Source organism: Pedobacter sp. NO84 (assembly GCF_059703915.1).
Genome location: NZ_AP046575.1, coordinates 3,531,023 through 3,556,197 on the forward strand (window position 1 = coordinate 3,531,023; position 25,175 = coordinate 3,556,197).

The following is a 25,175-nucleotide window of genomic DNA, read 5'->3' on the forward strand; positions in this document are numbered from 1 at the left end:
GGTTGCCTGCTTTTTCCGCCATTTGTAAACTGACGGGAGTAGTTGGTTAAGATTTGGATTTGATACGCTCGTTGATCAGCCACATTGCTTCGAAAAGTTTGACTAGTTGCTCATACACTATGATCACTTCGGATTTGGAAAGGCTTTCTTCCATGAATGTAGTGCTGAGCGAATCATATAGCCAGATATTAAGTATCTTTCTATAGTTACGAAGCTTATGGAGCTGGAATGTTTCTTTAAGCACAGATGATGGTCTCATCAGTTCGCGTGTGGTGAGATGTTGCGGATAATCATGGAGTTTTTTCCGTTCCATTTCTATAAACAACTTGGAAAGTTCCTCATTTTCTTTGATGCCAATCCCGCCTAGCTTCCTGTCCTTTAAAAGCCAAGCTGCCTCAATGAGTTTTATAATTAGTTCATGACCGTAGAGTATGGCAACTGGATTCCTGCCTTGACAACCAACGGATTCAAAGGCAGCTTCATTTCGCCATTCTTTCAACGTCTTCAGATGGTCTGTTAGCCATGAAGAACTAAAAAAGTCGTGTATTACTTTGGTCGGCTCAGCTATTTCATCATTGTCCAGATAGACAAGCCTATTTTTGGGTAGTTTGATTGAGTGCTCTTTCATGTCTTTATCAATTGCTTTGTATAACCTCGGCATCTCTGTTCTTTACGGTTTCGGTATGGTATGGTTGATTTTGTTCCATGCCTTCAAAATGTGCGGCCTGCTGTTTGAGTTGTTCTATCTTAGCTTCGCACATCTCCGTTGCCAAGGCAATAAAAGACCTCGTTCGTTGAAACAGCGTTTCTACATCTGGTTTTGATACTGAGAAATCATCTTTATAGCGAGCGCCCGAATAGCTTTTCGCCATTACATCGAACAGTCTTTCGTCTTCTGGTGTGGAAAGTAATAGTTTATATGGACGGTTAGAAAAGCATAGGCACAGCCGCAATAGTCGGTGGAGGTTGTGGAATTCCGAACGGTAGGCGATATGAACCCTGACCAAGCAAATGCAGGTCTGTTCTACTGCCTGATGGAGCATAAAGGCAGCTATCCCATATTGCTCTTTTTCTAGACATTCCGATGCGCATAATAGAAAGCCTTCCGCTAGGGGTAGTCTATGGCAATAATGTTTAAATGCTTTTGAGGCAGCATTTGTAGGAATAAATAATGGGATAAAAGGTACACTGGTTATGCCGTCTTTACTATAGAGAAGTTCTCCAGTGGTAAACACCGAAATAAAAAAGCGGTTGTTTGCCTGTATTGCTTCCCAAATGGTTTTCTCACCATGGCAAATAACTGTTATCAGTCCTTGATTGTATTGTGAATTGACAAAGTCCTGTACCTCATAATCTATTCGGGTAGCACTTTCTGTAACCAACAATAGACAGTAGTTGCAACGGAAAGAAACTAGATTATTGCTAAAGCAACCATCGTCAGCGTGGGTGGAGCTACTTCTAGAAAAGCTGAAGATTTGAAGTGGTTCAAATTTTTGAGCAAGTCTCAGTATAAACTCTCTGAAATATGCTGCGTGATTTTCGTCGGGCGATAAGTTTGGTTCCATATTGATCTCATTTAATTTTCATATTAAATAAGCCTCAATAAGTGGCTGCTTACGAAAAATAGGGCTGGCAACTCACTTAGTACATTGTAGCTTGGTTCTGGTAAACCACCAATCCTTTCGGAGTGGATCTCAACAACATACATAAGCGAGCACCAGCCCTATTTATTTATAGGGTGATGGATGCTACACTTACGCTCGCTGAGATTAAATTTACCAGATTTAGCTGCGAGGCTCGTATGCAATCCTAATTTTCACTTTTAGAATTACAAAAGTATAATATTTAAGTTTATATAACTTTTGTTAAAGGTATAAAATAATAATGTAAAACGTCAATTATATTGTTAAAAACATTTTAACATTGACATATTACATTGTTTTAAAGATGAATTCGATTATTTTTCGAGTACTATATTTGTTATACATCATTCTGATATGAGTAAAACAGTTTATAATCGTATTAAAGCAGTACTAGCAGAAAAGGGAAGGACTAATAAGGATTTGGCCGATGCGCTTAAGATTGCACCTGAAACCGTTTCCAGTTGGTGCACTAATTCTGCCCAGCCATCGGTTAAGAAATTGTTTGAGGTAGCCAAATATTTGGATGTTGAGGCTGGGGAACTCTTAGTTTCAAACAAAAGAACCCATTAAATATAGCGTAGTAAAAGTTAGCTAAAAGGATGCGATTTTAATAATCAAATATGATTATTCTTTCTCCAAAGCTTATTTAAAACATTTAAATCACCATCGTTTGTGACTGCCGAAGGCTCTGGGCGAACATTGCATACGTATTTTCTAGATTTGTCAAAATATTTTGTTTCCTCATCGGTTTCGTAAAATAGACCTTGGAATACTCGAGCCCCGATAGAAAGGTTAATAGGATTGTTATTGTAATTTGTAAGTTCGATAGATAGGCATCCGCAGTACCCAGGTTGGGCAATCGTAGACATAGTCAACCCCAATCTAGAATAGGAACTTCTCATACACAAAACTAGGATATAATTTTCTGGCAGCTTAACATATTCCAAGCTTGTAGCCAATACAGTTTGATTTGGATGTAGAATAAAAGTTTCTCCTAACTGCCGTCTTGTTTCCTGAAAAAAGTGCTTTGAATTGCCCTTGCCAAATTCTTCATTAAGGGATGCATTGATAAGCGGGTCTCTGCCTTGGACGGATACCAGAAAATTGCCTCCTAACCGGAAGTCGATTCCGATTGAAGTTATCTGGTCTTCCTCAAGCAAGGGTCTAATAACTAGCTTCTCATCTTTTATAAGATTCTTAATTGCCTCCGAAGTTATTATACTGCTCATGCCTTACTATTTTTCCAATTTTGTACTGTGAAGTAATTAGCAATAGTCTTTTCAACTAAATTATTGATTACCCGATAAACGGTTCCTTCTGGTAATTTTACATCATACCCCATTCCGTCGTTAAACTTCTTGAAATCTTCCATCCATACATCCCAACCATACACAATGGTTCCATGTAGTTGTCGATCATTTTCGATATTATAAGGCACAAGCTTGTAAAAGTCGTCAGATGTAATTCTATCGAATCGGTTTTCTAGCTTTTTTCCAGTGATTAATGCAATGACAGATTGTAAATAATCAACCACAGGGTTGTCTTTGCCATTAACAAAGTCGCGAATGACTTCAATCCTATTAATTGTGGCTGGGTGAGTAAGGCTATCCGTTGCACTATTGCCAGTGATATATTCTAAAAATTGGCCTAAAGTCTCGCCAATATATTGGGCTGCAAATAAGTCGCAGAAATATTCACCAAGGTGATAATACAACTTTGATCGATCATAAGTTGTATTCTTTAACATGGGCAAATATTTCTCAAGACTTTTCTTATCACCAAAATTATTTGAATAGATTTCATATTCAGCAGCATAGGTAATAGAATGTTGCAGATCCACAAAATGACCCAACTCATGATACAAAGCAACGGATGAAAGATAATCCTTAGACAAACTTAACGGTAGGTTAATCTGAACGAGTTTTCGTTCGAAGACGATTCCATATTCCGTTGCAAGAGACTGATAGAATATATCTTTTTTCGCGTAGTTCAAGTCATAGCTAAACGAATACAAGTTATTTTGAAGGCTAGTGACGATAATAAATTTTTCAGGATCGATCCAGTCGCTCATTGCTATGTCCAAACATCCAATTACTTCAAAAGGAATTGTATTTAAAGTGCTATCCTTTAGAAACTCCAAGCTTTTGAAAATAAAGTCTAAGTGGTTTTTTTTCTCGAATATTTTTGAATCATCAAGATTTTCGTCGATACTTATCTTAATTTTATTAAAAAGTTCAACCAGAGTATTTAGGTATTGGTCTTTATGCTTGTCGGAAAAATAATATTTTCTTGAGCTTGAGATTAGTGTTTCCGCTTGATAAAGCTGAAGATATAAGAGGCGTTTAACAGGGAGCATTTTAGGCTAAATGTTATGCGATAGCATAATTTTTATTGACGCTAATAATTTCCTGTAGTTGCTTAAGTTCTTCTGGCGATGGCTTGCTAACGTCCACCTTTAATAACCAATCGTGAGCAAATCTATCAATCAGGATTTTAAGATCCAATGAAGTCTTTTCAAGATCATAAACAGACTTGCCTGATGCTAATCGTTTTGCGTCTTCTAATAATGAGATTATGATTGGTGTGTATCTTTCATCTCCGTTTATCGCATTATAAAGAAATGAAAGAAAAAACTCAACTTCCTGATCCGATGAATTGTGCGACATTAACATGATAGAGATTGTTTAGTGAATAAATATAGGAAATGCATGCTAAATAAATACCAAGCTAGCCGAGATGTTGTTAATTTGTCCACAAGAGTTATTAACAACTGAAATAAAAGTTATGTAAATTATTGTTTATGAATACTTTAAATATATAAGTTTTCCACAGCAGTATTTGTGTTGGTAATGATAACTTTTGTTTTTCCTCCAGTTTTTTCTCCTTTAGGGTAGACCAAAACGAATGCATTATAGGACGTATCGAAAAAATCATACTGGAAATCTACTGTACCTTGGTTGGTATTTAGAGTAAGATTTTGTGCAAACCTCATCTTCTTTTTGAAGTAATAATCTTGAACAAATGGCCATGTGAAGCCTAACTGTTTATTCCATTTAACCTGTCCAAAAGCCTTGGTAAATTTTGGTGATTCAAAGTAATCCCGCACTGTACAGATTGCCACCTCTCCCTTTGGGCTAACATCCTTCAAAACCAAAAGAGCACATCTAACTGGAGAACATTCTACAAAACGTCTTATTGCTGCATGATTTGATCCGCCAAAAAGTTTAGCTAAAGCCATGGCGCTCTTAAGTCCAAATTGAAGCTTCTCCATTTCATCCTCAAAGCGGTCCAGTTGAAACAGTGTTGAGGACGCAAAAATATTCGCTTCAGCTTCGAACTGCTCACGATAATCGAGACTCAATGTGTCATCATCATCAACGAACTCAGTAGTTTTGTTCTGCCATGGCAGCACACCATGGCCAACCTCGTGAAGCTGAACAAAATTTTTCTTTTTGTCGTTTTGTGAAAGATCTAGATAGATTGTCTTTTCACGCCTATCAAAAATTCCCCTAACTTTAGACAGAGCGCTTAACAATGAATCTGAAACTTTTGAGAGATACCCATGGTGTATCTTAGAAACATCAATCGTTTTATTTACAATTAAATCTGAATAATTTACGATTGTTTCTACTGGAGTTGGAAATTTGCCCCAGCTTTTGCTAGATTTTAAAATATCGTACGATATCTTTTCTATTTCCTTTTTTGTGAACTGATCAACCATTTCGCTTTTCGTGTCTCAAGAATTTCAGATATTTCATTAAGGCTTCCTCCTCATCCTCAGATAATTGTTGGGTAGACATAGCGATGGAATTTAACATTTTGGTCTTAGGTGTATTTGATGCCTCGATAATACCTGCTGCGGCAAGTAGTACCTCTAGTTCTATATTATAAACAGTAGCTAATTTATGTAAAACGCTGGCAGATGGCTTTTTGATCTTTTCATTTTCAACCTGACTGATGTAGGCATTTGAAATTCCGGTTGCTTCTTCCACTTGTTTTAGTGTAAAGGTCGCCTGTTCTCTGGCGTCCTTTAAAGTTTTTCCTAATGATTTCATGGCTATTGGTTTTGACCACAAATATAGTATTTATTCTCATTATAACAAAGGCCGCTAATTATTATCATTCTAAATTGAGATAATCTAATTATTTTACTTGATAAAATAAGATTTACTAGTTATATTTGTAGAGTCAAAGGTGAGAACCCATTTGATAAAGGATTTAATGTGAATTTAAACCTTCAATTTTTTAATTTAATTATAAAGAAATGAAAAACGGGACATAACAAAATGAAGCCCAATCTCCATCAGAGGGGCGATTGGGCTAACAAAGAGGACAAAGTTTGGCGACTCTCCGGGAATAGTTCCCGGCTGTACCTCAAAAGCTCATGCAATTTACAAGAATTATTAAGATTCTTGCTAGTCTGGGCTATCCTCTGGTAAAATAAATTTTATAATTAATTTTTTTATCATGAATCCATCTAAAAATGAGTCTAAGGGCTCCAACACGCTTTCTTTTATTGTAGAAGATCGCACTTATGTAACAGGTCAGCAAATCTTGTTTGGCCATGAAATCAAAAAACTGGCAGGAATACCGCTCGATACAAAATTATTCTTGCAGAACAGAAAACCTTGGGTAGACAACCTTATCGAAAATGATGAAGAGGTAGATTTAGCACGCGAAGGCTTGGAATACTTCTTCATAGAGAAAGACTTTCAGCTAAAGGTTAACGAAGCTGTTTTCCACTGGAAGCAACGCTATATTACTGGCAAACAGGTAATAAAACTAGCCAATCTCGAAGATGACGATTTGCTTTTTTTTAAAACTGTCGACAATAGGATTGATCAGCTCATTGGAGAAGATGACAAGGTAGACCTTTTAGAGCCAGGTATAGAGAAGTTTTATACCAAGGAGAACAACAAGAAAGTCTCCATCTATATTAGCGGCGTTTTGAAAGAGTGGGATAAAAAGAAAATTTCATTCAAAGAGGTTGTAATATTAGCATATGGGAACTATGAAGATAGGTCAACTATGGTCTATACCGTTGCTTACGAAGATGGGCCAAAGAAAAATCCAGAGGGCTCAATGATCAAAGGTTCAGAAGTATTTGTGAAACATTTAATGATTTTCCATGCAACAGCAACTGATAAGTCATAGTCCCGACCTTAAAAGGCTTCAGGATGAAGGGTATGAAATTGAGGTAGATGAGGCGTATCTTTTTGCGCGCAATCTACCATACCTTAATTCGGATAAGCAGGTACTTTATGGTACTTTGGTTTGTTTATTAACGTTAGCTACACCCACTCGCGTGGGGAGTCCGCAAGACCATACTATCTACTTTATCGGGACTATCCCATGCGATGCGGATGGTAATGCGCTAACATCTATTATCAACCAGAGCCTCAAACAGCAATTAACCAATTCAATTACTGTGGATCATTTCTTTTCTAGTAGACCAACTTCTGGCAATTATCCAGATTTTTATGAGAAGATATCGACTTATGCAAAAATACTGGGCTCCCAAGCCCAGTCTATTGATCCAACAGTAACATGGAAACCTTTAAAGAGCAATTAAATCATGAGCAAAAACATTTTTAAATACCCTGATACCAATTCTTCAAGAGCTAAGATTGAGATGATTAATCAAAAGTTTGAAGGATTGAAGATATGCATTATAGGCACCGGTGGAACCGGTGCTTATATGCTAGACCTGATTTCTAAAACGCCTGTCTCAGAAATCCATATTTATGACGGTGATGTATTTCAACTACATAATGCCTTTCGTGCACCAGGGGCAACCCCCGTAAAGAAATTTGAAGGGGAAGATGATCTGTATAAAGTGGATTACTATCACGAAATTTACTCCGAAATGCACAACGGCATTTTTCCGCATCGCGAGTATATCACTACGGAAAACATGTCTTTATTAGCTGATTATGATTTCGTCTTTATTAGTGTTGATAAAAATTCAGTTCGCTATTTCATTACGAATCATTTAATTTCCATATCAGTGCCCTTTATTGATGTAGGGTTAGGTGTTAATGCCGTTGAGGGAGCTCTTTTGGGAAGTATAAGAGTAACAACTGGTACCGAAACGATGAATAGCCATCTGAAGGATAGGATCGGTGAGGATGAAACCGATATAAATGAATATGCTTCAAATATTCAGATTGCGGACCTGAATTGCATGAATGCCACGATGGCGGTTATAGCCTGGAAAAGGTATGTCGGGTTTTATCAGGATTTGAAAAAGGCACATAATTCTCTCTATTTTATTAACACTGGAAAACTAATCAATGAAGACTTTGCAGCTTAAATTTTTAGAATCACTCCCTGAGGAGTTAGATGACGGGATTCTATATATATCAATGAAGTTTAAGGCAGCTAGGCACAAGTGTGCATGTGGTTGTGGTCGTTTGGTAATAACTCCAATAACACCAACAGATTGGCAATTGAAATATGACGGAAAGAGCATTACGTTAGAGCCATCTATTGGAAATTGGAGCTTTCCATGTCAATCACATTACTGGATAATAAGAAATGAGATTAGATGGGCTGATCAGTGGAATAAAAAACAAATTGATAGGGGAAGAGCCGATGATAGCGCTAACAAGCAGAAATATCATTCCAAAAAGAAAGGCATTAAAACGGAAAATCGTTTCCGTAAGTTCTTGTATTTTCTAAAGTCTTTTATCTGATCTGATAAGAAAAGAACTCCTAACAATCATATTTAACAATTAGGGAAAGTTATCTTTCCCTAATTGTTATTACAATTTCGACATGACGCATTCAACAAATACCTTTCTTGGCCTTGGTGCGGCAACTGTTCTGCAACAAGAAGCAATGGCATTTCTAATCTCCTGATCCGAGTTGCTTTTGTGCTTTCTGATTTGCTTTACGAGATAATCTACTTCCCATGGTTCTTCACATGAGAAATAACGACCGTCCCTGTTGTCTCTGATTTTGCGATTGTCATAGTCTTCCCAATCCTCATTTAAAATTCGTTGTGGCATAACTTTAGTTTTAATATTTAATGACTAAGATATTTCTAAATTTAGATCAATCATTACGGGAAACCAGAATACATTTTGTATACCTATGTTTGAGGGAAAACTCAAAATTTCCTCTTTTAAAAAACATTTCCTATCTTAGTATATCATTTGGAGCCAAAGCACGTCAAACCGTTTTGGTGAGCACATTGGTCGAAATCGTTGCAAAAAACCTCATTATAGGTAACGGGGAAATACTTCAATCATTCTCGTCGGGACCACAAGGCCACCAGTTCGGTGGCTTTTTACATTGTATAAAAATATGGAGGATGTTTATATAGTTTATGCATATTTTAACCAAATTAGATTTTTATCCAGATAGGGGATATGAAAAGTATAAATCAACTTATGAAGTATATGGGTGATCTGGATGATAAATATGACCAACTATTTTAAAAAGAAACAACTAATGAAAAAGTTAACCTATTTATTTTTTTATTGTACCTTAATTATAACTAGCAGTAATTGCGCGCATGCCCAAAATACTGTTTCAGATAAAAAAGCCATGCAAGTGATAGCCCAGTACTATAAGGCACACCAAGCCGTATGGACTGCAAAGGTAGCTCCCAAGGTACTTTCAACTAAATTGGATTCGTTGCAAAAAATATATTGCACCCAAAAGTTAAGAAAAGAAGCAAAAGAATGGTTTAGTGATGGTAAAGATTTATTGACAAATGACTGGGGGATCGATAATAATTCATTGAAAGCAATGACAATAGAAAAAGAAACAGCAAAAGAACATGCTTTTGCTGTTTCTTATATTGTCGTGTCCTATCCTGTCTCGCCCAGTAAACCAGTGAATAAGAAGGTTACGCTCCATGTTGGGGTAGTTAAGGAAGGTGAGAATTATAAAATAGCGTCTGTTAAATAGTGGGTTGTAATGCTAAGAGATTTGTGTTCAGGCGTGAAACGGTTAACTAACTTACAAAATGAAAAATTATCGATTATCCGTTTTGCTCTAGGTTAGCAAGGCCACCAATTTGTCGCCTTTTTGCATTGTATTAGAAATGGAGAATGTTGGACCACACAAGCCCCCCAAATTCGGCGGCCTTGTTTTTAAAGATCATTTACTGGATTCTAAAACACAAAATTACGCAAATCACGAAGAATCGACTGCTTGCCCAACTTGCCCATGTTTGTTAAGTATGCTAATGTATATCAACCCCTTAGTTATAATTTTTGGCTTTTTTTAATAATTATTTTGTATTTTAGCCTTTTAGCAGCCTGCTGTGTTTTAAATGTATAAAGGTCACTAACCGCCTTAGCTTATGAAAAGAAAATTACTCTTCTTAATATTTTTCCTTTCTTTATCGTTTTTCGCTAAAGCCAGTATATCGATTACAACCTTTCCCCCAACAAAATGGAACCCAGGGGTTGATAATTTCAGGATCGTAGTTGCCGTAACATCAACAAATGCGGTAGACGTGGTTAAAATGAAAGTGGGTACCACGACTGTAAATTTGGTGCGCGAGGGCAATTTTTACGCAACTTATCTAAGTTTGCAAGGATTTGCACAAGGCGAAATACAGTTTAATTTTTTTGTACAAGATATTCTGGGCAACACCCAGACGAAAATTCAGATCTTCGATTTTGATAGAATTCCCAATGTTAATGTAATAAGCCCAATAAACGGAGCATCGTATCAACAAGCTAAGATAAGGATCAAGGCTTCTGTAAGTGATCCGGGCAATGCTAATTGTACAGGCACAGTATATTATGGAAATTCAAGTTTTACTTATATAAATGCTATTGATACACTAGTAGATATCTTACCTGCTGGAAAAACATCTAGTATTATTGACATCATTTTTGAGGCGAGAGATAATAAAAATCAAACAAATAGGAAAACAGTTTCAGTATATTTTGATACGAGCAGTTATCTAAAATATGTTTTCTCAAGCTCAGGAACGATAGTTGATTTTAAGGGAACTAGGGCTTTATTTCTCGAAAAAGATTCGTTAGACATCCCTGCCCTAAAAATAATAGATATCACTACGGGGGTTACAGAATCCATAAATTTAGGCAGTGGCGTAAGTGACAGAACTTTTGGATCTGGCATATTGACTGATACTGGAGCAGCTTTGTATTTAGAGTATGGAGGCGCCGACTCTGTGTACGTTTGGAAGAACAGTACATTAACAAACATTTGTAGACCTTTAAGTATTAGTGGTTCGGGCGTTATAGAGGCAAGAGGGAATAATTTGATTTGGCTAGGAGAGGGTGGTTGGCTTTATTTAACAGATCTAACTACGCTTAATAACACAGTGATATCATCAAACTTAGGTGAAGGGCCTAAACTGGCAGATAATGGTGATATAATTTATAGCCGATCAATTGGCACTTCACTTTATGTGATTGAAAAGTATATTAAAGCAAGCGGTACTAAACAGACGATAACAAGTTCTGGTATTGCTATACTTCCATCTATCGACCAAAATAATATCGTTTATACCATTAAAAAACAAACGGGCGGAGATCAAGAAACGCATTTATACAATGGCACGACCGACATTGTATTGGGAAATCATAATTCTTTCGTGCCTATAAGGAGTTACTTACTGGCAAATAAGTATGTGGCATTTGTAAAGGCAGACGGTAATGGTGTAGATCAGGTTTGGTTAGTGTCGCCTGGGCAAACCTTTAAGCAGCTCAGTTCTTTTGTTTCAAATGCAAGCAAGCCTGATGGCATAGGTAACAATGGAAGGGTAATTTTCTCTAGCGGTGGACTTAGATTTTACGCTGATAGCTTAACAACCGCAAAAGCCGTTCAAAGTGACTTAGGTCGGGTATATTTTTATAATGGCGACTTTTATGTAGCGATATCTGGAACTATTTATAGATACGAAATCCCATCCGCAACACTTCCTGCAAAAATTTCATCGGCCACTCCCTTGTCAGCTGCTAAAGGTACTTCAATTAACATCAAGGGCTTTAACTTTAGCAATGTTTCGGGGGTTACATTTGGCGGGGTTGCAGCGCAATCCTTTACTGTGGTTTCTGATACGGTTATGACGGCAGTTGTGGGCAACGGTGCTTCGGGTGCCATCACTCTTTCTGCACCTGCAGGGGCGGCAAGCCTTAACGGGTTTATTTATCTACCTCCTCCAATCATTACCTCTTTCTCCCCAACAACAGCAAGTGGCCAACAAAACGTTACTATTACTGGCACCAATTTTACAGGAGCAACAGCGGTTAGTTTTGGTGGAACGCCCGCAGCATCATTTACATTAAGTTCAGGAACTAGTATAGCGGCAACGGTTGGAAATGGTTCTAGCGGAAACGTCTCTGTTACTACACCATACGGCAACTCTGTTATTTCGGGCTTTACTTTCGTGCCAATGCCTGTTATTACCGCAAATGGTACCACAAATTTATTAAGTGGGGGGAGTGTTAGCTTTTCATCTACCATTTCTGATCCTCTTTATACTTATCAATGGTTAAAAGATGGGACTGGGATTTCTGGTGCAACAACAGCTACGTATAGTGCTACAGCAAGTGGTTCTTATGCTTTAAAAATTACATTGAACGGTGTAAGTCAAACCTCGCAACCAATTGTAGTGAATGTAACATTTGCTTTGCCTCCAAATAACTTTAAGGTTACCAATACATCCTCTACCTGCATTGGATCAACCAACGGCGCAATAAATATTACAGCTGTCCAGAGTTTAAATTATACAGCTATTGTAACCAATAGTAGTAACGTTAGCACCTCATATCCCTTTACCACTACACTAGATATAAATAATCTTCCGGCAGGAACTTATCAAGTTTGTTTGAGCGTGGCCGGACAAACTGCATATAAACAATGTTTCACTTCTACCATTACTGAACCTAAAGCCTTATCGCTTTATAGCACAATGGTTAAAGGGAGCAATCAGGTGGTTTTGTCTATGGATGGAGCAGCGATATACCATATCAGCCTCAATGGCGTAACTACTACTTCTAGTGATGGACAGGTAACCCTTACCCTTAAAAATGGTCTTAACAAATTAATGGTTACTACTGACAAAGAGTGTCAAGGAGTAATTACCAGAGACTTGATTTTAAACGATAATTTTACACCGTATCCAAATCCATTTGTTGATTTTATAAATGTAAATCTTGGTTATAATGCAGTTAAAAATACGACCATAGAGGTGTATAATACCACTAATCTTTTGATTTATAAAAAACAATACACTAATAGTTCGGGCAGTATACAGGTTGATTTGCAAAAGCTGGATCAGGGTCTATATATCTTGAAAGTAGACGCTGACGGTAGAAGAACCAGCTACAAGATCATTAAAAATTAAATTCCTTGCAGATGTTAATTACAGCAAACAGCAAATTAAAAAGCACCTTATTGCTATTGGTAGTCGGACTATTGATAGGAAGTTGCCATAAAGATCCGCCATCACCACCTACTAAAGTTGATCTTACCTTTCCGGCACAAAATTCTTTGTGTACCAGCGGTACGATAGTTTCTCCAACTCAAAGCACTGTTATATTTACTTGGTCTATTGGTGCGAACACCAATAGTTATGATTTTACTATTAAAAACCTGGTAACTGGGGTTTCAATCGTGCAATCAACAACGGTAAATCAACTATCAATAACATTACAACGCAACACCCCATATTCTTGGTTTGTAACGTCAAAGTCTAATCTAGTAGCAGCTACCGCTCAATCAGATGTATGGAAATTTTATCTCGCTGGAGAAGGTGCTGTATCCTATTCCCCATTTCCGGCAACCATTAACTCACCTTCGTTTGGTGCAGTATTGCCAGTTTCGGGGACCGTGAATTTAACTTGGACCGGAAGTGATGTTGACAACGATATTGTTGGCTACGATGTTTACTTTGGAACCGTAGCAAATAGTCTTCCGATGATTAAAAATAACATTTCAGAAATGTTTGCAAATAATATTACTGTAAATGCAGGCAATACTTATTATTGGAAAGTAATAACGAGGGATTTGCAGGGCAACACTTCAGATTCGGGCGTTTACCAATTCAAAGTGAACTAACCTCAAAATTTGCCCCTGCTTTGCTGTATGGGTTCTGATTTTTACATCAAATTTTTATAGGGGTTAAAAAGGAGCATCAGATTTTGATGGTGCAGATATACCCTTCAAGTCTTTCCACGCCCTTGCAAAATACGAAAGGTAGTATATAATAAATCTTTAGTATTTTAGAGTTAGCTCTAGATAAATTATATTCAATTGAAACAGGTAATCATCGCCTTTGGCTTGTTAATTACAGCTTTACTGGTGCTATTTGGCATCGCAGGGCGATATAACTTCCAAGGCAATCATAACGAGCTCTGGATCAGTGGCTTTAGCCTACTGTTTTTGATGATTGGAATTGTGCTGAGCAGAAAACTATTTCAAAAAACGATCACTGTTACCCCACAAACCATTGGCCTGATCAATGATGCTAAACTTCAGGAAAATGGATTAAGTAGGCGCGAGGCAGAGATCTTACGACTAATTAACGAAGGGCTTTCCAATCTGCAAATAGCCGACCAACTTTTTATCTCAGAACACACCGTCAAAAAACACATTTCCAATATTTTTCTCAAGCTAAATGTAGAGCGGCGCACCGAAGCAATTAAACGTGCGATAGAATTATCGTCGACAACCTAAAAACAGCCTACTACTAAAGTTGTATTTTTTGCAGTTTTCCGAAAATAATGCTTTAGTAGTAGTTTAATTTAAGATTACAGCTCTACTTTTAGAAAAAAATAAAAGCACGATGAAAAAAATTATCTTACGTTATGGTGCCTATGCCGCACTTGCCGAACTGCTCATATTTGTTCTGATCTGGGTTGTGATCTGGCTGTTTAACCCAAGTCATACCATACAGGGATACATCGGTTGGGTAAACCTATTATTTCCGCTAGTGTTCGTCTATTTTGGTGTCCGCTACTACCGCGACCAGTTTAACAATGGACAGATCACCTTTATGAAAGCACTTAAAATTGGATTGTTGATTGTGGTAATTCCGGCCATTGCATTTGCGATAGTAGAAACGGTATTTGTGATTTATATCGAGCCCGATTTCTATGAAAAAATTGCGCAATATGATATCGAGCAATACCGCAAAACCTTGTCTCCAGCAGACTTTGCCATCAAAGTAAAAGAAACGAAAGAACAGTTAGTGTTATCAAATAATCCTATCTTAAACTTCTGCATGATGATGTTAACGATACTTGCATTGGGAACAATTACCACTGTTATTTCTAGCTTATTGCTGATGAAGAAAAAACTAACGATCATCTCGCAATAGCCCTATTAAAATTAATGCTAAATTAGGTAGATGGCACTAGTTTTACCATCTTATTTAAAGATATATGACTATCAGAAATACTTTATTAGTGCTAGTGATTTTTATTACCTACGGCTATAGCGCTAAAGATGATCGGGTGTTTCACATCAGTGGAACTGCACAGGGAACTACCTATCATATTTCTTATTGGGCGGCTGATAGTTTGGTTTCCAAACTTGAAATTGAAGGGGTGCTATCGCAGTTGGATAGCTCACTTTCAATTTATAAAAATTACTCGCTTATTACAACATTTAATAACGAGCCGGTGGGCATAAAGGTTGATGAGCACTTGGAAATAGTTGTAAAAAAAGCGCTCGAAATTTATAAGGAAACCCGTGGGAAATTTGATATCACTGTTTGTCCTTTGGTTAATGCCTGGGGATTTGGGAATGAAAAGATTACGGCATTGCCAGATTCATCACAAATTAAGGCGATTTTGCCCTGTATCGGAAGCGAAAAGCTAAAACTGATCAATGGGGTATTATCTAAAACTTCACCCTGTGTAAAAATAGATGTGAATGGAATAGCCCAAGGATACTCGGTTGATGTAGTGGCGAAATTTCTTGGCACCAAAGGAATTACGAACTACCTCGTAGAAATTGGCGGAGAATTGAAAGCCAAGGGAAGAAAACCCAATGGGGAAGGTATGAAAATTGGAATCGAAGCGCCCCCAGCCAATGGCTGCGACGAGCCAGTAATATCGAAAATCATTACCATTACCGATGCCGCAGTTACCACATCAGGCAATTACCGAAAATACATAGAAAGTGGAAAGGAACGAATCGCCCACCTAATCGATCCCAAAACTGGTTATCCCATCAGAGGCGAAATGGTAAGCGTAACCGTTATTGCCGAAAATGCGATTACAGCAGATGGATACGATAATCCACTAATGGCGATGACGGTAGATGAAGCCATCGCTTTTGCCAACGAGCACAAGATAGCGGCGTATTTAATCTATCATAAATCTGATGGGCGGCTGGCTGACACAGCCACTACCGGTTTTTATCAGCTTTTGGATAAAACTGAAGGATCGGTGCCGAAAAAAAGGAATTAAGAATGGGAAATAGATAATGAAACTCGCCCATTTCCTATTCCCCATTTCATTAATTATAAACCGAGCTACTTCTAGTAAGATTAACCAACCCTGATACTAGCTATCGCTTTTTCCAACGCATGATCCTGGATACCCGGTATCGAAGTTCCCTCTGCTCTAATAATGGAAAGGTCTGTCATCCCCAAAAAACCGAACAATGAACGCAGGTAAGGGCTTGCAAAATCCATCGACTTCATCTTCCCCTCAGAGTAAATAAAGCCTGACGACATGGCAATGTATACTTTTTTGTCCTTTATTAATCCCTCAGGACCATTTTCTCCAATCTTGAAGGTGATGCCAGATCTTACTACATGGTCTATCCATGCTTTTAGTGTAGAATGGATACTGAAATTGTAAAGCGGAGCCCCAATTACGATGATATCCGCCTTCATAATTTCATCTATCGCATCTTCAGAATGCTTGATCGCCAATAGGTTTGCTGGAGTTCTTTTTTCTACTGGGGTAAAGAATGAGGTAAGGTGCGCTTCTTCCAAATGTGGAAACTGTTTGGTAACCAGGTTGTGCTCGGTAACTGTACTTTCTGGATAGGCCAACTGAATTTTTTCTATTATGGCATTGCCCAATTTAATACTGAATGAAGCCTCACCTCGAGGGCTCGAAATAATATGTAGGATCTTTTTCATCTTTTTAAATTTAATGTGGACAAAACTACTTACATTTGGTTATAAAATGTTAGTAGTATACAAAAGGTTAGTGGTAATATTTTGTATAGTTATTTCTTAATCAATTAGTTATGGAAAGCGAGAATCGCGTCATTTCGCAAGAATGTAACAGTGTGCTGGCTCCTATCGGAGATGCGCTCTATGTGATCGGAGGAAAATGGAAGCTCCGCGTAATAGCATCATTACGGGAGGGGAAAATGCGATTTAATGAAATCCAGCGTACAGTTGAAGGCATTTCGGCAAGGGTTTTATCTAGCGAACTGAAAGAATTAGAAATGAATGGTTTTGTAAAACGGACGGTGCATACACAAACCCCTGTAATTGTAGAGTATGAACTTATGCCCTACGCAGATACATTAAGTGAAGTGCTAGTTTCGTTGGCCAACTGGGGGACGATGCATCGAGAAAAGTTGAAAAAGGAGAGATAGGTGCAGTTAACAGTTACCAATTACCAGTTTTCAGTTAACAGTTACAAGTTTTCGTATTCAGTTTGTCTTAGGTTCTCGTTGTTCGATGTGACTTAGATGTCTAAGAGGGTTGAAATTAAAAGATAATGCAAGCTTCAAAACGCTGATTTGCATGTACACACATATTATCATAGATTTGAGGTGATATAATCAAAAAAAGGAGCTATGAACAATCAAAATTTTTTGCAGAAACTTGGATTAGGCTGCTTAATTCTGGTATTGTTAAGCCTGGGGACAAAAGCGCAGGTCAAAAAGCCAAATGTAATCGTAATTGTTGCAGATGATCATGCTTATCAAGCCGTAAGCGCGTACGGATCAAAATTGATTCAAACCCCGAATATTGATCGGATTGCTCGGGAAGGGATGTTGATGAAGGAAGCTGCGGTTACCAATTCTGTGTGTAGTCCAAGTAGAGCCGTTTTGCTTACTGGGAAATATTCACATATGAACGGGATGAAAGATAATGGCACCTATTTTAATGGAGCACAGCAAACCCTCCCCAAAATCTATAAGGCCAATGGATATCGCACAGCGATTGTAGGCAAATGGCATCTATTTAGTACTCCAACGGGATTTGATTATTGGAATGTATTGCCAGACCAAGGGAACTATTACAATCCCAAATTTATAAGGAACGGAAAAGATACGGCCTATACGGGATACGTAACGGATGTGATTACCGATATGGCGCTTGATTGGATGGGTCAAAGTACTAGCGATACTCCTTTTTTCTTGATGATCCACCACAAGGCCCCTCACCGTAATGTGATGCCACCATTAAAATACCTGGATAAGTTTAATGATAGGACTTTTACCCTTCCCAGTAACTTTTATGATGATTACGCAGGGCGGAAGGCTTTGCAAATACAGCAGGTTACGATGAAAGACCATTTGGATATCCGCTACGACAGTAAAATCCCCTGTGATACTTGCCCAATCAACCCGGTAAATAGTTGGGCCCCCGCAGAGTATCAGCGAGAACTGGAGCGGTTAACACCTAAGGAACGAAAGGTTTGGGACTTAGCTTACCAAAAGGAATATGATATTTTTAAAACGTTAAAAACCAAGGATGAAATCGTAAGGTTTCAGTTCCAGCGTTACATGGAAGATTACCTTAGGGTAGTAAAATCATTGGATGATAATATTGGGAGGGTTTTAGATTATCTTGACGATCATCATCTGGCTGAAAACACCATTGTGATCTACCTTTCTGATCAAGGATTTTATTTAGGAGAGCATGGGTTGTACGATAAGCGGTTTATGTATACCGAATCCTTCCGCACACCTATGATGATCCGCTACCCAGCAGGATTTAAAGGCAATCAAAAAACAAGTGCCTACGTGCTTAATTTAGATATTGCACCCACGTTATTGGATCTTTCTAATATTGAGATACCCGGGGATATGCAAGGCAGTTCTATGAAGAAGCTCTTGGTTAATGGTAAGGATAAATCATGGAGGGATGAAGTCTATTATCATTATTACGAGAAATCTTTTGGTTTAACCAGGCATTATGGCATTAAAACTACCCGATATAAGCTCATCCATTTCTATGATCCAGTAAACTCGTGGGAGCTTTATGATCTGAAGAAAGATCCTAAAGAAATGCACAATTTGTATGAGGAGCCCAAGTATCAACCTACCATCGCCCTGCTAAAAAAAAGATTAACAGCTTTACAGGTAAAGTACAAGGATGTGGAGGGGATGAAGATAAAGTAAAGCGTTAGGCGTTAAGCGTCAACTGAAAGCTGAGAACTCCACCTAATCCCTTCTGCTCTCAACCGTATAAATAAAGCTATCAGCCCTGTAATAGCCTAAATTGTATTCGATCGGTCTATCGCCTTGGTCATAAACGAACCTCTTTCTAAAGAGAATCGGACTTCCAGGTTCTACCTCTAACTTAGCGCTTATGAATTTATCAGCTCCTTTAGCACTGATTTCTTCTTTTGATAGGTTTGCAATTACCGAATGGTCTTTTTCTAGTATTTCGTAAAGAGGACGTTTAAAATCCTCTTCGCCGGTTAGGCCCACCCGGGGATGGAAGTAAGAGATAAAATAAACAAAAGCACCCTCGGTACGCCCCCTCAAACGCTCTAATTTAAGCACCTTTTTGTCGGTACTTATATCGAAAAAGTGGGCGAGCTTATCGTCGGGCTGGACCCAACTAATATGAAGCTCGAAGTTTTTTATCGGAATACCTCTAGCCTGCATTTCTTGAGAAAAGCTGAGCCAATTGTTCGATTTAGAACTTACAGACACCTCTGCAACCCTAGTTCCAATGCCTTTTTTTCTGATCAATAGCCCTTCGTAAACCAGCTTGTTTAGTGCCTGCCTGAGCGTTGTCCTAGAAATGGCCAGTTGTTTTGCCATATCAACTTCATTTGGCAAAAACTTGGTGGCATACTGCGGATCCCTGATCAGATTGCGCAATAATTCTTCTGCTTGTATGTGTAGAGGGATATGACTTTTATGGTCTATAGAGAACTTCATGTAATAGGAATGTTAAGCAACTGTTACTAATATAGATATGTTCAACCGAAATTATAAAAAAATTTGTTTTTAATTTAAATGTTTATATGTTTGTACATAACCATTGTATAAACCTTATTAAACTCACTATGAAACGAGTAGTCCACCATCCAACCAAAGGCGGCAGATTCTTTTACAACATCCGCTTTGTTGAAGATTATCCTTAGACACTTCGGCATATAAACGCATGAATCGTGTTTATGACAACCTATTTGTCAATCTAAAAATTCATATAATCAACAAACCGTTAGCAACATTTTTATGAACAATTTTTTACAACATCGTTATTTGCCTGGGCAGAAGATAAAATCTTTCTGGAACCAACTAGGCGAGAAACCATTTTTAAAACCAGGCCTCGCCTTGTTCTGCGGACTGCTCATTTCACTTTCAGTAGCTGCACAAACTTCGGTAAGCTTAAATGGTACTGTTTCAGATGAGACCGGAATTACTCTTCCAGGGGTAAGCATAACCGTTAAAGGAACCAATAATAAAACTGGAACTGATGGTATGGGTAAGTTCTCCATCTCAACCAAAGTGGGCGAAACATTGGTATTTTCAATGATCGGTTATGCAACTAAAGAAGTAACTGTGGGGTCGCAGAACAACATTCAAGTAACTTTAAATTCTACCACTTCCGATCTTGATCAAGTAGTAGTAGTGGGTTATGGTCAACAAAAGAAAGCCACTTTAACAGGTGCGGTATCCAGTGTAACCAGCAAAGAAATTGTAACCACCAAAAACGAAAACGTACAGAATATGTTAACCGGTAAGATTGCCGGTGTACGTGTGGTACAGGCCAGTAGTGAGCCTGGTGCTATGAATACTTACTTTGATGTAAGGGGTATGGGTGCACCGTTAGTTGTAGTTGACGGGGTAGTGAGGAACAATTTTTCTCGTTTAAGTGCAGAAGATATAGAAAGTATTACTGTACTGAAAGATGCCTCTGCAGCAATCTATGGAGTGCGTTCGGCAAATGGCGTGGTTCTGATTACCACCAAAAAAGGTAAAAAAGGAAGTGTAGAATTAAATTATAATGGTTCTTACTCACTTCAAAAACCCTCTTATATGCCAAAATCGGTTGATATTTTCGAATACATGACTTTAGTAAACGAGTTACAGGTACACAATACAGGTAACTTTGTGAAAGGTTCTATCCTTTATACGCCAGCAGATTTTGCAGCTTATGCCAATGGCACAAAAGTGGCGTCAGATTGGAATTCAGAAGTATTAAGATATACGGCGCCTCAATCTCAACATGATATCAGCGCTTCAGGCGGTAGTGAAACCACTAATTATTTTGCCAGCTTAGGTGTTCAAGACCAAGAAGGTTTTTTCAAATCGGGCGATTTGAACTATAACCGGTATAACTTGAGGGCAAACCTTACTACCAAACTGAACAAGAATTTAACATTTGATGTTGCATTAACCGGAATAGTTGATCAAAAAAATCAATTGAAAGAGGATACGTACTGGATCATCAGAAGTACGTGGTATCAAGCCCCAGTTCAGCCGTTTTATGCCAATAATAACCCTGCTTACCTTTATAATGTTCCAAGTGGATTAAATGGTATTGCGCATTCGAATGCAGATATCAGCGGCTACCGTAACATTCAAAACAAATGGTTCCAATCGAGTACAAGTTTAAACTATGATGCGCCGTTTTTGAAAGGTTTAAGCTTAAAGGGATTGTTTAGTTATGATTATCAGATTGCTACCAACAAATATTATACGAAAGCCTATAATTTATATTCGTATAATGCAACAGCTGATATTTATACTCCAGCCCCACAAACCTCTGGAGGTTTAGGAACTTTGAGAAGAGAATTTTATGAATACCCATCAATTTTATTCCAAGCTTCAGCAAACTTCAACAGGTCTTTTGGTTCACATAATGTAAGTGGGCTTTTCCTTTATGAAAGAAATACGCTGAAAGGCGACAACTTCTTTGCGGCAAGAAACGTAGCTATTCCATTAGATCAGTTATTGGCTGGTTCAACTGAAAATCAGCTTGGTTTCATGTCTACTGCACAAGCAAGTTTATTCAATAACCAGACAGCTTCTTATGTGGGTAAATTTACCTATGACTATAAAGGAAAATATTTATTAGAAGGTGGGTTTAGAGCTGATGGAACTTCAAAATTTGCCGTAGATGAGCAATGGGGTTTCTTCCCTTATGGCTCGGTTGGTTACCGTTTATCAGAAGAGCCGTTTTGGAAAAATTCTCCACTTAAATTTGTAAATAACTTTAAGGTTCGTGCATCTTACGGTAAACAAGGTGATGATGTGTCTTCAGCTTACCAGTTTATTACAGGTTATAACTACCCAAGTGGTGGTGCCGTATTTAATGGAACATTCGTAACTGGTGCAGCTAGTAAAGGCTTAGCTAACCCGGCTATCACTTGGTATACCTCAAAACAACTGGATATTGGTGTTGATGCTGAGATGTGGAACGGTCTATTCGGTTTTACAGTTGATTATTTCAGACGTAACCGTACAGGTTTGTTAGCTTCTCAGGCTACCACCCTTCCTGATGTGGTTGGTGTTGGTTTCCCTCAAGAAAACTTAAATGGCGACTTAACAAGGGGTGTCGATCTTGAGGTTAATCATCGTAACCAATTAGGAAAGTTCTTCTATACCGTAAAAGGTACAATGAGTATTACCAGGACTATGAATACTACACGTGTACAAGCACGTGCCGGTAATTCGTACCTAAACTGGGAAAATAGCAATTTTACAGCCAATCGTTGGAATAACTTATATTGGGGTTATGGAAGCACAGGACAGTTTGAAAACTATGGAGCCATTAAAAATAGTGCGATCTATGTAAATAGAAGTACCGTTGTTGGGGACCCTAGATATGAAGACTGGAATGGCGATGGTGTAATCAGTTCACAAGATTCGCATCCAATTGCTACATCAGGCTACCCTACGTTAACTTATGGTCTTACACTTGCTGCAAGTTATCAAAACTGGGATTTCAATACCACCATTAGTGGAGCTGGAAATGTGTATGCTTCATATTTTGAGCAATTAAACCAACCACTATGGGCTGGAGGTAATGCCTTGAGACAATTTTTAGATAGATATCATCCAGTTGATCCAAATGCAGACCCATATGATCCAAATACAGCTTGGGTTTCAGGGACGTATTCTTATACTGGTACAGTACCATTTACAAATACGTTAGCTAATGCTCAAAATGCAAAATATTTTAGGATTAAAACGATCGAATTAGGATATAGTTTACCTAAAAAATGGTTTAGCAGAGTAGGAATCAAAGGACTAAGGTTTTATGCCAATGGTTATAACATACTTACCATTACAGACATATTATCTCTAGACCCAGAGCACCCGCCAGGCACATCAGAAGGACGTAACGAATTTGGTTATACCTACCCACTGGATAAAAAATTCACTTTTGGTCTTAACCTCAAATTATAATTAGAAACTTATGAAAAAGACACTATATGCATTTTTAGCAGTGCTGATGATTTCCTTCACAGCATGCCAGAAACTGGATGTTCCACCTGTAAACATTGTACAGGATCCAGATATATTCGGTACTGAAGCGGGTATAAACGCCTATATGGCAAGGATTTATATCAATACTCCAATTGAAGATTTTAGGTATCTTCAAACTTTAGGCTTTAACCAAAGCGCGCCGATTGGTTCGCCACATGCGGTTACCGGAGAAGCAGTGAGTAGAGATATGGGTAACGCTTCAGAAACATTTAATTATTGGAGTGCAGCTTATACGCTAATCCGTGATTGTAATTACTTTTTAGCTACATTACCTAGCTATGCAAGTAGCTATAAGCCTGATTTAGTTGCAAATTGGTTAGGCGAAGCGAAGTTTATTCGGGCGTTTACCTATTATTCACTAGTTAAACGTTATGGTGGTGTGCCAATTGTTGACAAACTTTTAGCTAAGCCAGGAGAAACAATTTCAGAGCTTGCTTCAGAAATAGAAGAACTAAAAATTCCTCGCGCTAGTGAAGAAGCGGTTTGGGATTTCATTGGTAAAGATTGTGATGAAGCGTTTGCGGGATTGCCTGAATCAAACGTACCCGGTAGAGCGAATAAATACGCAGCAGCTGCCCTAAAATCAAGAGCAATGTTATTTGCTGGTACCATTGCAAAATACAATACTATCGATCTTACTACAGGTGGCGTTCGTTTGTGCGGTATTCCATCAGCCAAAGCGGTTATTTATTTCAAAGCTGCTTATGATGCCGCAAACTTATTAAACGGTAAATTTTCTCTGTATAAAAACAAATGGGTTGCCGGAGATAGAGAAGCGCAATTCCAGAACTATATCAGTTTATTCTCGGATAATAGCTCAACTACTAACAAAGAAGCAATCTTTGTAAGACAGTTTAAATATCCCGATTTAACACACATGTGGGATGCATTAAACGTTCCTAAGCAATTGGAAGGACCTCAGGGCAACTATTCATCAGAAACCTTACCTACTTTAAATTTTGTAGAAATGTTTGAAGGATTCCCTAAAAATCCTGATGGAACAATCATGACCATGGATGCAGGCGGCAAATACTTGACATACAATACTACCATGGAAATTTTTGCCAATGTAGAACCAAGGTTAAGAGCAACTGTAATTTTACCTGGCGATCAGTTTAAAGGTACACCGATAGAAGTGCGTAGAGGAATTTTTAATGGAAGTTCTATAGGAGGGTTAAGTAAATTAACTCCAGCAAATACGACTACAGCATATCCGTCTTCAGTTTTAGGATCAGCTACGGTGTTATTAAATAATGACCCTACCACTTTCCTCACCTTATCTAACGGAACTAAACTTTCGAGATCGGGATTAAGTGGTGTATTTACCAATATCACTGCGAATGCTACTGGTGGTACTTACACAGGATTTTATCTTAGAAAATATTTAAGTCCAGAAAAACCAATATCAGAAACTATCCCAGGTCGCTCAGACCAATGGTTTATGGAGTTCCGTTATGGAGAAGTGGTGTTAAATAAAGCTGAAGCAGCATATGAACTGTTCTTATTAGGACAAGGTGGAAATTATGCAACTGATGCTTTAACTGCTGTAAACTCGATTAGAGATCGTGCTGGAGCTTCCTTATTTGGCGCAATCAGCGGCATTAACGATATCCGTATGGAACGTAGAAGAGAATTGGCATTTGAAAATAAAATCCAATGGGATTTAAAAAGATGGCGTGTGGCTAACTTAGAGCAAAACAACACCATCTATAAAGCTTTATTGCCGATCATGTTACAAGACCAAAGTAAATATATTATGGATGTAAGATTTGAAGAACGTGCTGTTCAATATACTTATCAAGTAAGATGGTATTATTTTCAGATCCCTACAGCCGCAATCGCTAAAAGTTTAAACCTTGTACAAAATCCAGGATGGTAATTTTA

25 protein-coding genes are annotated in these 25,175 nt (G+C 38.1%); 15 read left to right on the forward strand and 10 right to left on the reverse strand.

Going from position 1 to position 25,175, the window contains the following annotated elements; genetic code table 11:
• Positions 1 to 46: 46 nt before the first annotated feature.
• Complete coding sequence (locus tag AC6H0V_RS15625; protein ID WP_497561129.1) at positions 47 to 628, reverse strand: hypothetical protein; 582 nt, start codon at positions 626 to 628, stop codon at positions 47 to 49.
• A gap of 7 nt (positions 629 to 635) precedes the next feature.
• Positions 636 to 1,565, reverse strand: coding sequence for a HEPN domain-containing protein (locus tag AC6H0V_RS15630; protein WP_497561130.1), 930 nt, complete (start codon positions 1,563 to 1,565; stop codon positions 636 to 638).
• Between the two features lie 432 nt (positions 1,566 to 1,997).
• Here AC6H0V_RS15630 and AC6H0V_RS15635 point away from each other — a divergent pair, with 432 nt between their 5' ends.
• Positions 1,998 to 2,213 (forward strand): helix-turn-helix transcriptional regulator, encoded by a 216-nt coding sequence (locus AC6H0V_RS15635; protein ID WP_497561131.1) that lies wholly within the window; start codon positions 1,998 to 2,000, stop codon positions 2,211 to 2,213.
• A gap of 44 nt (positions 2,214 to 2,257) precedes the next feature.
• Here AC6H0V_RS15635 and dcd read toward each other — a convergent pair whose 3' ends face one another.
• The 5 genes from dcd to AC6H0V_RS15660 form a co-directional block, all read right to left on the reverse strand.
• Positions 2,258 to 2,872 carry a dCTP deaminase gene (gene dcd, locus AC6H0V_RS15640; protein WP_497561132.1) on the reverse strand — a complete coding sequence of 205 codons (615 nt, stop codon included), beginning with the start codon at positions 2,870 to 2,872 and terminating at the stop codon, positions 2,258 to 2,260.
• Positions 2,869 to 3,999: a hypothetical protein gene (locus tag AC6H0V_RS15645; protein ID WP_497561133.1), complete on the reverse strand. Its 1,131-nt coding sequence runs from the start codon at positions 3,997 to 3,999 to the stop codon at positions 2,869 to 2,871. The genes dcd and AC6H0V_RS15645 overlap by 4 nt, the downstream gene beginning before the upstream one ends.
• 13 nt (positions 4,000 to 4,012) lie before the next feature.
• Positions 4,013 to 4,309, reverse strand: coding sequence for a hypothetical protein (locus AC6H0V_RS15650; RefSeq protein ID WP_497561134.1), 297 nt, complete (start codon positions 4,307 to 4,309; stop codon positions 4,013 to 4,015).
• Positions 4,310 to 4,452: 143 nt separating this feature from the next.
• The gene (locus AC6H0V_RS15655; RefSeq protein ID WP_497561135.1) at positions 4,453 to 5,364 is read right to left on the reverse strand and encodes an ImmA/IrrE family metallo-endopeptidase; all 912 of its coding nucleotides are present in this window, start codon (positions 5,362 to 5,364) and stop codon (positions 4,453 to 4,455) included.
• On the reverse strand, positions 5,357 to 5,698 hold the full coding sequence (locus AC6H0V_RS15660; protein WP_497561136.1) for a helix-turn-helix domain-containing protein: 342 nt from the start codon (positions 5,696 to 5,698) through the stop codon (positions 5,357 to 5,359). The genes AC6H0V_RS15655 and AC6H0V_RS15660 overlap by 8 nt, the downstream gene beginning before the upstream one ends.
• Positions 5,699 to 6,110: 412 nt before the next feature.
• Here AC6H0V_RS15660 and AC6H0V_RS15665 point away from each other — a divergent pair, with 412 nt between their 5' ends.
• Genes AC6H0V_RS15665 through AC6H0V_RS15680 form a run of 4 tightly spaced genes read left to right on the forward strand, consistent with a single transcriptional unit; the run spans position 6,111 to position 8,338 of the window.
• On the forward strand, positions 6,111 to 6,797 hold the full coding sequence (locus AC6H0V_RS15665; protein WP_497561137.1) for a multiubiquitin domain-containing protein: 687 nt from the start codon (positions 6,111 to 6,113) through the stop codon (positions 6,795 to 6,797).
• The gene (locus AC6H0V_RS15670) at positions 6,772 to 7,215 is read left to right on the forward strand and encodes a DUF6791 domain-containing protein (RefSeq protein WP_497561138.1); all 444 of its coding nucleotides are present in this window, start codon (positions 6,772 to 6,774) and stop codon (positions 7,213 to 7,215) included. The genes AC6H0V_RS15665 and AC6H0V_RS15670 overlap by 26 nt, the downstream gene beginning before the upstream one ends.
• Positions 7,216 to 7,218: 3 nt before the next feature.
• Positions 7,219 to 7,956, forward strand: coding sequence for a ThiF family adenylyltransferase (locus AC6H0V_RS15675; RefSeq protein WP_497561139.1), 738 nt, complete (start codon positions 7,219 to 7,221; stop codon positions 7,954 to 7,956).
• Positions 7,937 to 8,338: a ubiquitination-like system serine protease family protein gene (locus AC6H0V_RS15680; RefSeq protein ID WP_497561140.1), complete on the forward strand. Its 402-nt coding sequence runs from the start codon at positions 7,937 to 7,939 to the stop codon at positions 8,336 to 8,338. The genes AC6H0V_RS15675 and AC6H0V_RS15680 overlap by 20 nt, the downstream gene beginning before the upstream one ends.
• Before the next feature lie 69 nt (positions 8,339 to 8,407).
• Here the strand turns inward: AC6H0V_RS15680 and AC6H0V_RS15685 are convergent, their stop codons facing one another.
• The gene (locus tag AC6H0V_RS15685; RefSeq protein WP_497561141.1) at positions 8,408 to 8,653 is read right to left on the reverse strand and encodes a hypothetical protein; all 246 of its coding nucleotides are present in this window, start codon (positions 8,651 to 8,653) and stop codon (positions 8,408 to 8,410) included.
• Positions 8,654 to 9,098: 445 nt separating this feature from the next.
• Between AC6H0V_RS15685 and AC6H0V_RS15690 the strand changes: the two genes are divergently transcribed.
• The 6 genes from AC6H0V_RS15690 (at position 9,099) to AC6H0V_RS15715 (ending at position 16,051) form a co-directional block, all read left to right on the forward strand.
• A complete protein-coding gene (locus AC6H0V_RS15690; RefSeq protein WP_497561142.1) occupies positions 9,099 to 9,560 on the forward strand; it encodes a hypothetical protein in 462 nt (153 codons plus the stop codon).
• 397 nt (positions 9,561 to 9,957) lie between these two features.
• Positions 9,958 to 12,981 carry a T9SS type A sorting domain-containing protein gene (locus AC6H0V_RS15695; protein ID WP_497561143.1) on the forward strand — a complete coding sequence of 1,008 codons (3,024 nt, stop codon included), beginning with the start codon at positions 9,958 to 9,960 and terminating at the stop codon, positions 12,979 to 12,981.
• An 11-nt stretch (positions 12,982 to 12,992) separates the two neighbouring features.
• The gene (locus tag AC6H0V_RS15700) at positions 12,993 to 13,694 is read left to right on the forward strand and encodes a hypothetical protein (RefSeq protein ID WP_497561144.1); all 702 of its coding nucleotides are present in this window, start codon (positions 12,993 to 12,995) and stop codon (positions 13,692 to 13,694) included.
• A gap of 195 nt (positions 13,695 to 13,889) precedes the next feature.
• A complete protein-coding gene (locus AC6H0V_RS15705; protein ID WP_497561145.1) occupies positions 13,890 to 14,312 on the forward strand; it encodes a response regulator transcription factor in 423 nt (140 codons plus the stop codon).
• Between the two features lie 109 nt (positions 14,313 to 14,421).
• On the forward strand, positions 14,422 to 14,955 hold the full coding sequence (locus AC6H0V_RS15710; protein WP_497561146.1) for a DUF4199 domain-containing protein: 534 nt from the start codon (positions 14,422 to 14,424) through the stop codon (positions 14,953 to 14,955).
• A gap of 64 nt (positions 14,956 to 15,019) precedes the next feature.
• Entirely contained in the window at positions 15,020 to 16,051 is a 1,032-nt protein-coding gene (locus AC6H0V_RS15715) for an FAD:protein FMN transferase (RefSeq protein WP_497561147.1), read from the forward strand.
• Positions 16,052 to 16,131: 80 nt separating this feature from the next.
• Here AC6H0V_RS15715 and AC6H0V_RS15720 read toward each other — a convergent pair whose 3' ends face one another.
• The gene (locus tag AC6H0V_RS15720) at positions 16,132 to 16,734 is read right to left on the reverse strand and encodes an FMN-dependent NADH-azoreductase (protein ID WP_497561148.1); all 603 of its coding nucleotides are present in this window, start codon (positions 16,732 to 16,734) and stop codon (positions 16,132 to 16,134) included.
• A 110-nt stretch (positions 16,735 to 16,844) separates the two neighbouring features.
• Here AC6H0V_RS15720 and AC6H0V_RS15725 point away from each other — a divergent pair, with 110 nt between their 5' ends.
• Together AC6H0V_RS15725 and AC6H0V_RS15730 are read left to right on the forward strand one after the other, a co-directional pair.
• The gene (locus AC6H0V_RS15725; RefSeq protein WP_497561149.1) at positions 16,845 to 17,201 is read left to right on the forward strand and encodes a winged helix-turn-helix transcriptional regulator; all 357 of its coding nucleotides are present in this window, start codon (positions 16,845 to 16,847) and stop codon (positions 17,199 to 17,201) included.
• A 204-nt stretch (positions 17,202 to 17,405) separates the two neighbouring features.
• Complete coding sequence (locus tag AC6H0V_RS15730; protein ID WP_497561150.1) at positions 17,406 to 18,959, forward strand: sulfatase family protein; 1,554 nt, start codon at positions 17,406 to 17,408, stop codon at positions 18,957 to 18,959.
• 42 nt (positions 18,960 to 19,001) lie between these two features.
• On the opposite strand, the gene AC6H0V_RS15735 is transcribed toward AC6H0V_RS15730, so the two are convergent.
• Positions 19,002 to 19,730, reverse strand: coding sequence for a GntR family transcriptional regulator (locus tag AC6H0V_RS15735; protein WP_497561151.1), 729 nt, complete (start codon positions 19,728 to 19,730; stop codon positions 19,002 to 19,004).
• A gap of 300 nt (positions 19,731 to 20,030) precedes the next feature.
• Between AC6H0V_RS15735 and AC6H0V_RS15740 the strand changes: the two genes are divergently transcribed.
• Positions 20,031 to 23,210 (forward strand): SusC/RagA family TonB-linked outer membrane protein, encoded by a 3,180-nt coding sequence (locus AC6H0V_RS15740; RefSeq protein WP_497561152.1) that lies wholly within the window; start codon positions 20,031 to 20,033, stop codon positions 23,208 to 23,210.
• 10 nt (positions 23,211 to 23,220) lie between these two features.
• Positions 23,221 to 25,170, forward strand: coding sequence for a RagB/SusD family nutrient uptake outer membrane protein (locus tag AC6H0V_RS15745; protein ID WP_497561153.1), 1,950 nt, complete (start codon positions 23,221 to 23,223; stop codon positions 25,168 to 25,170).
• Positions 25,171 to 25,175: the final 5 nt, after the last annotated feature.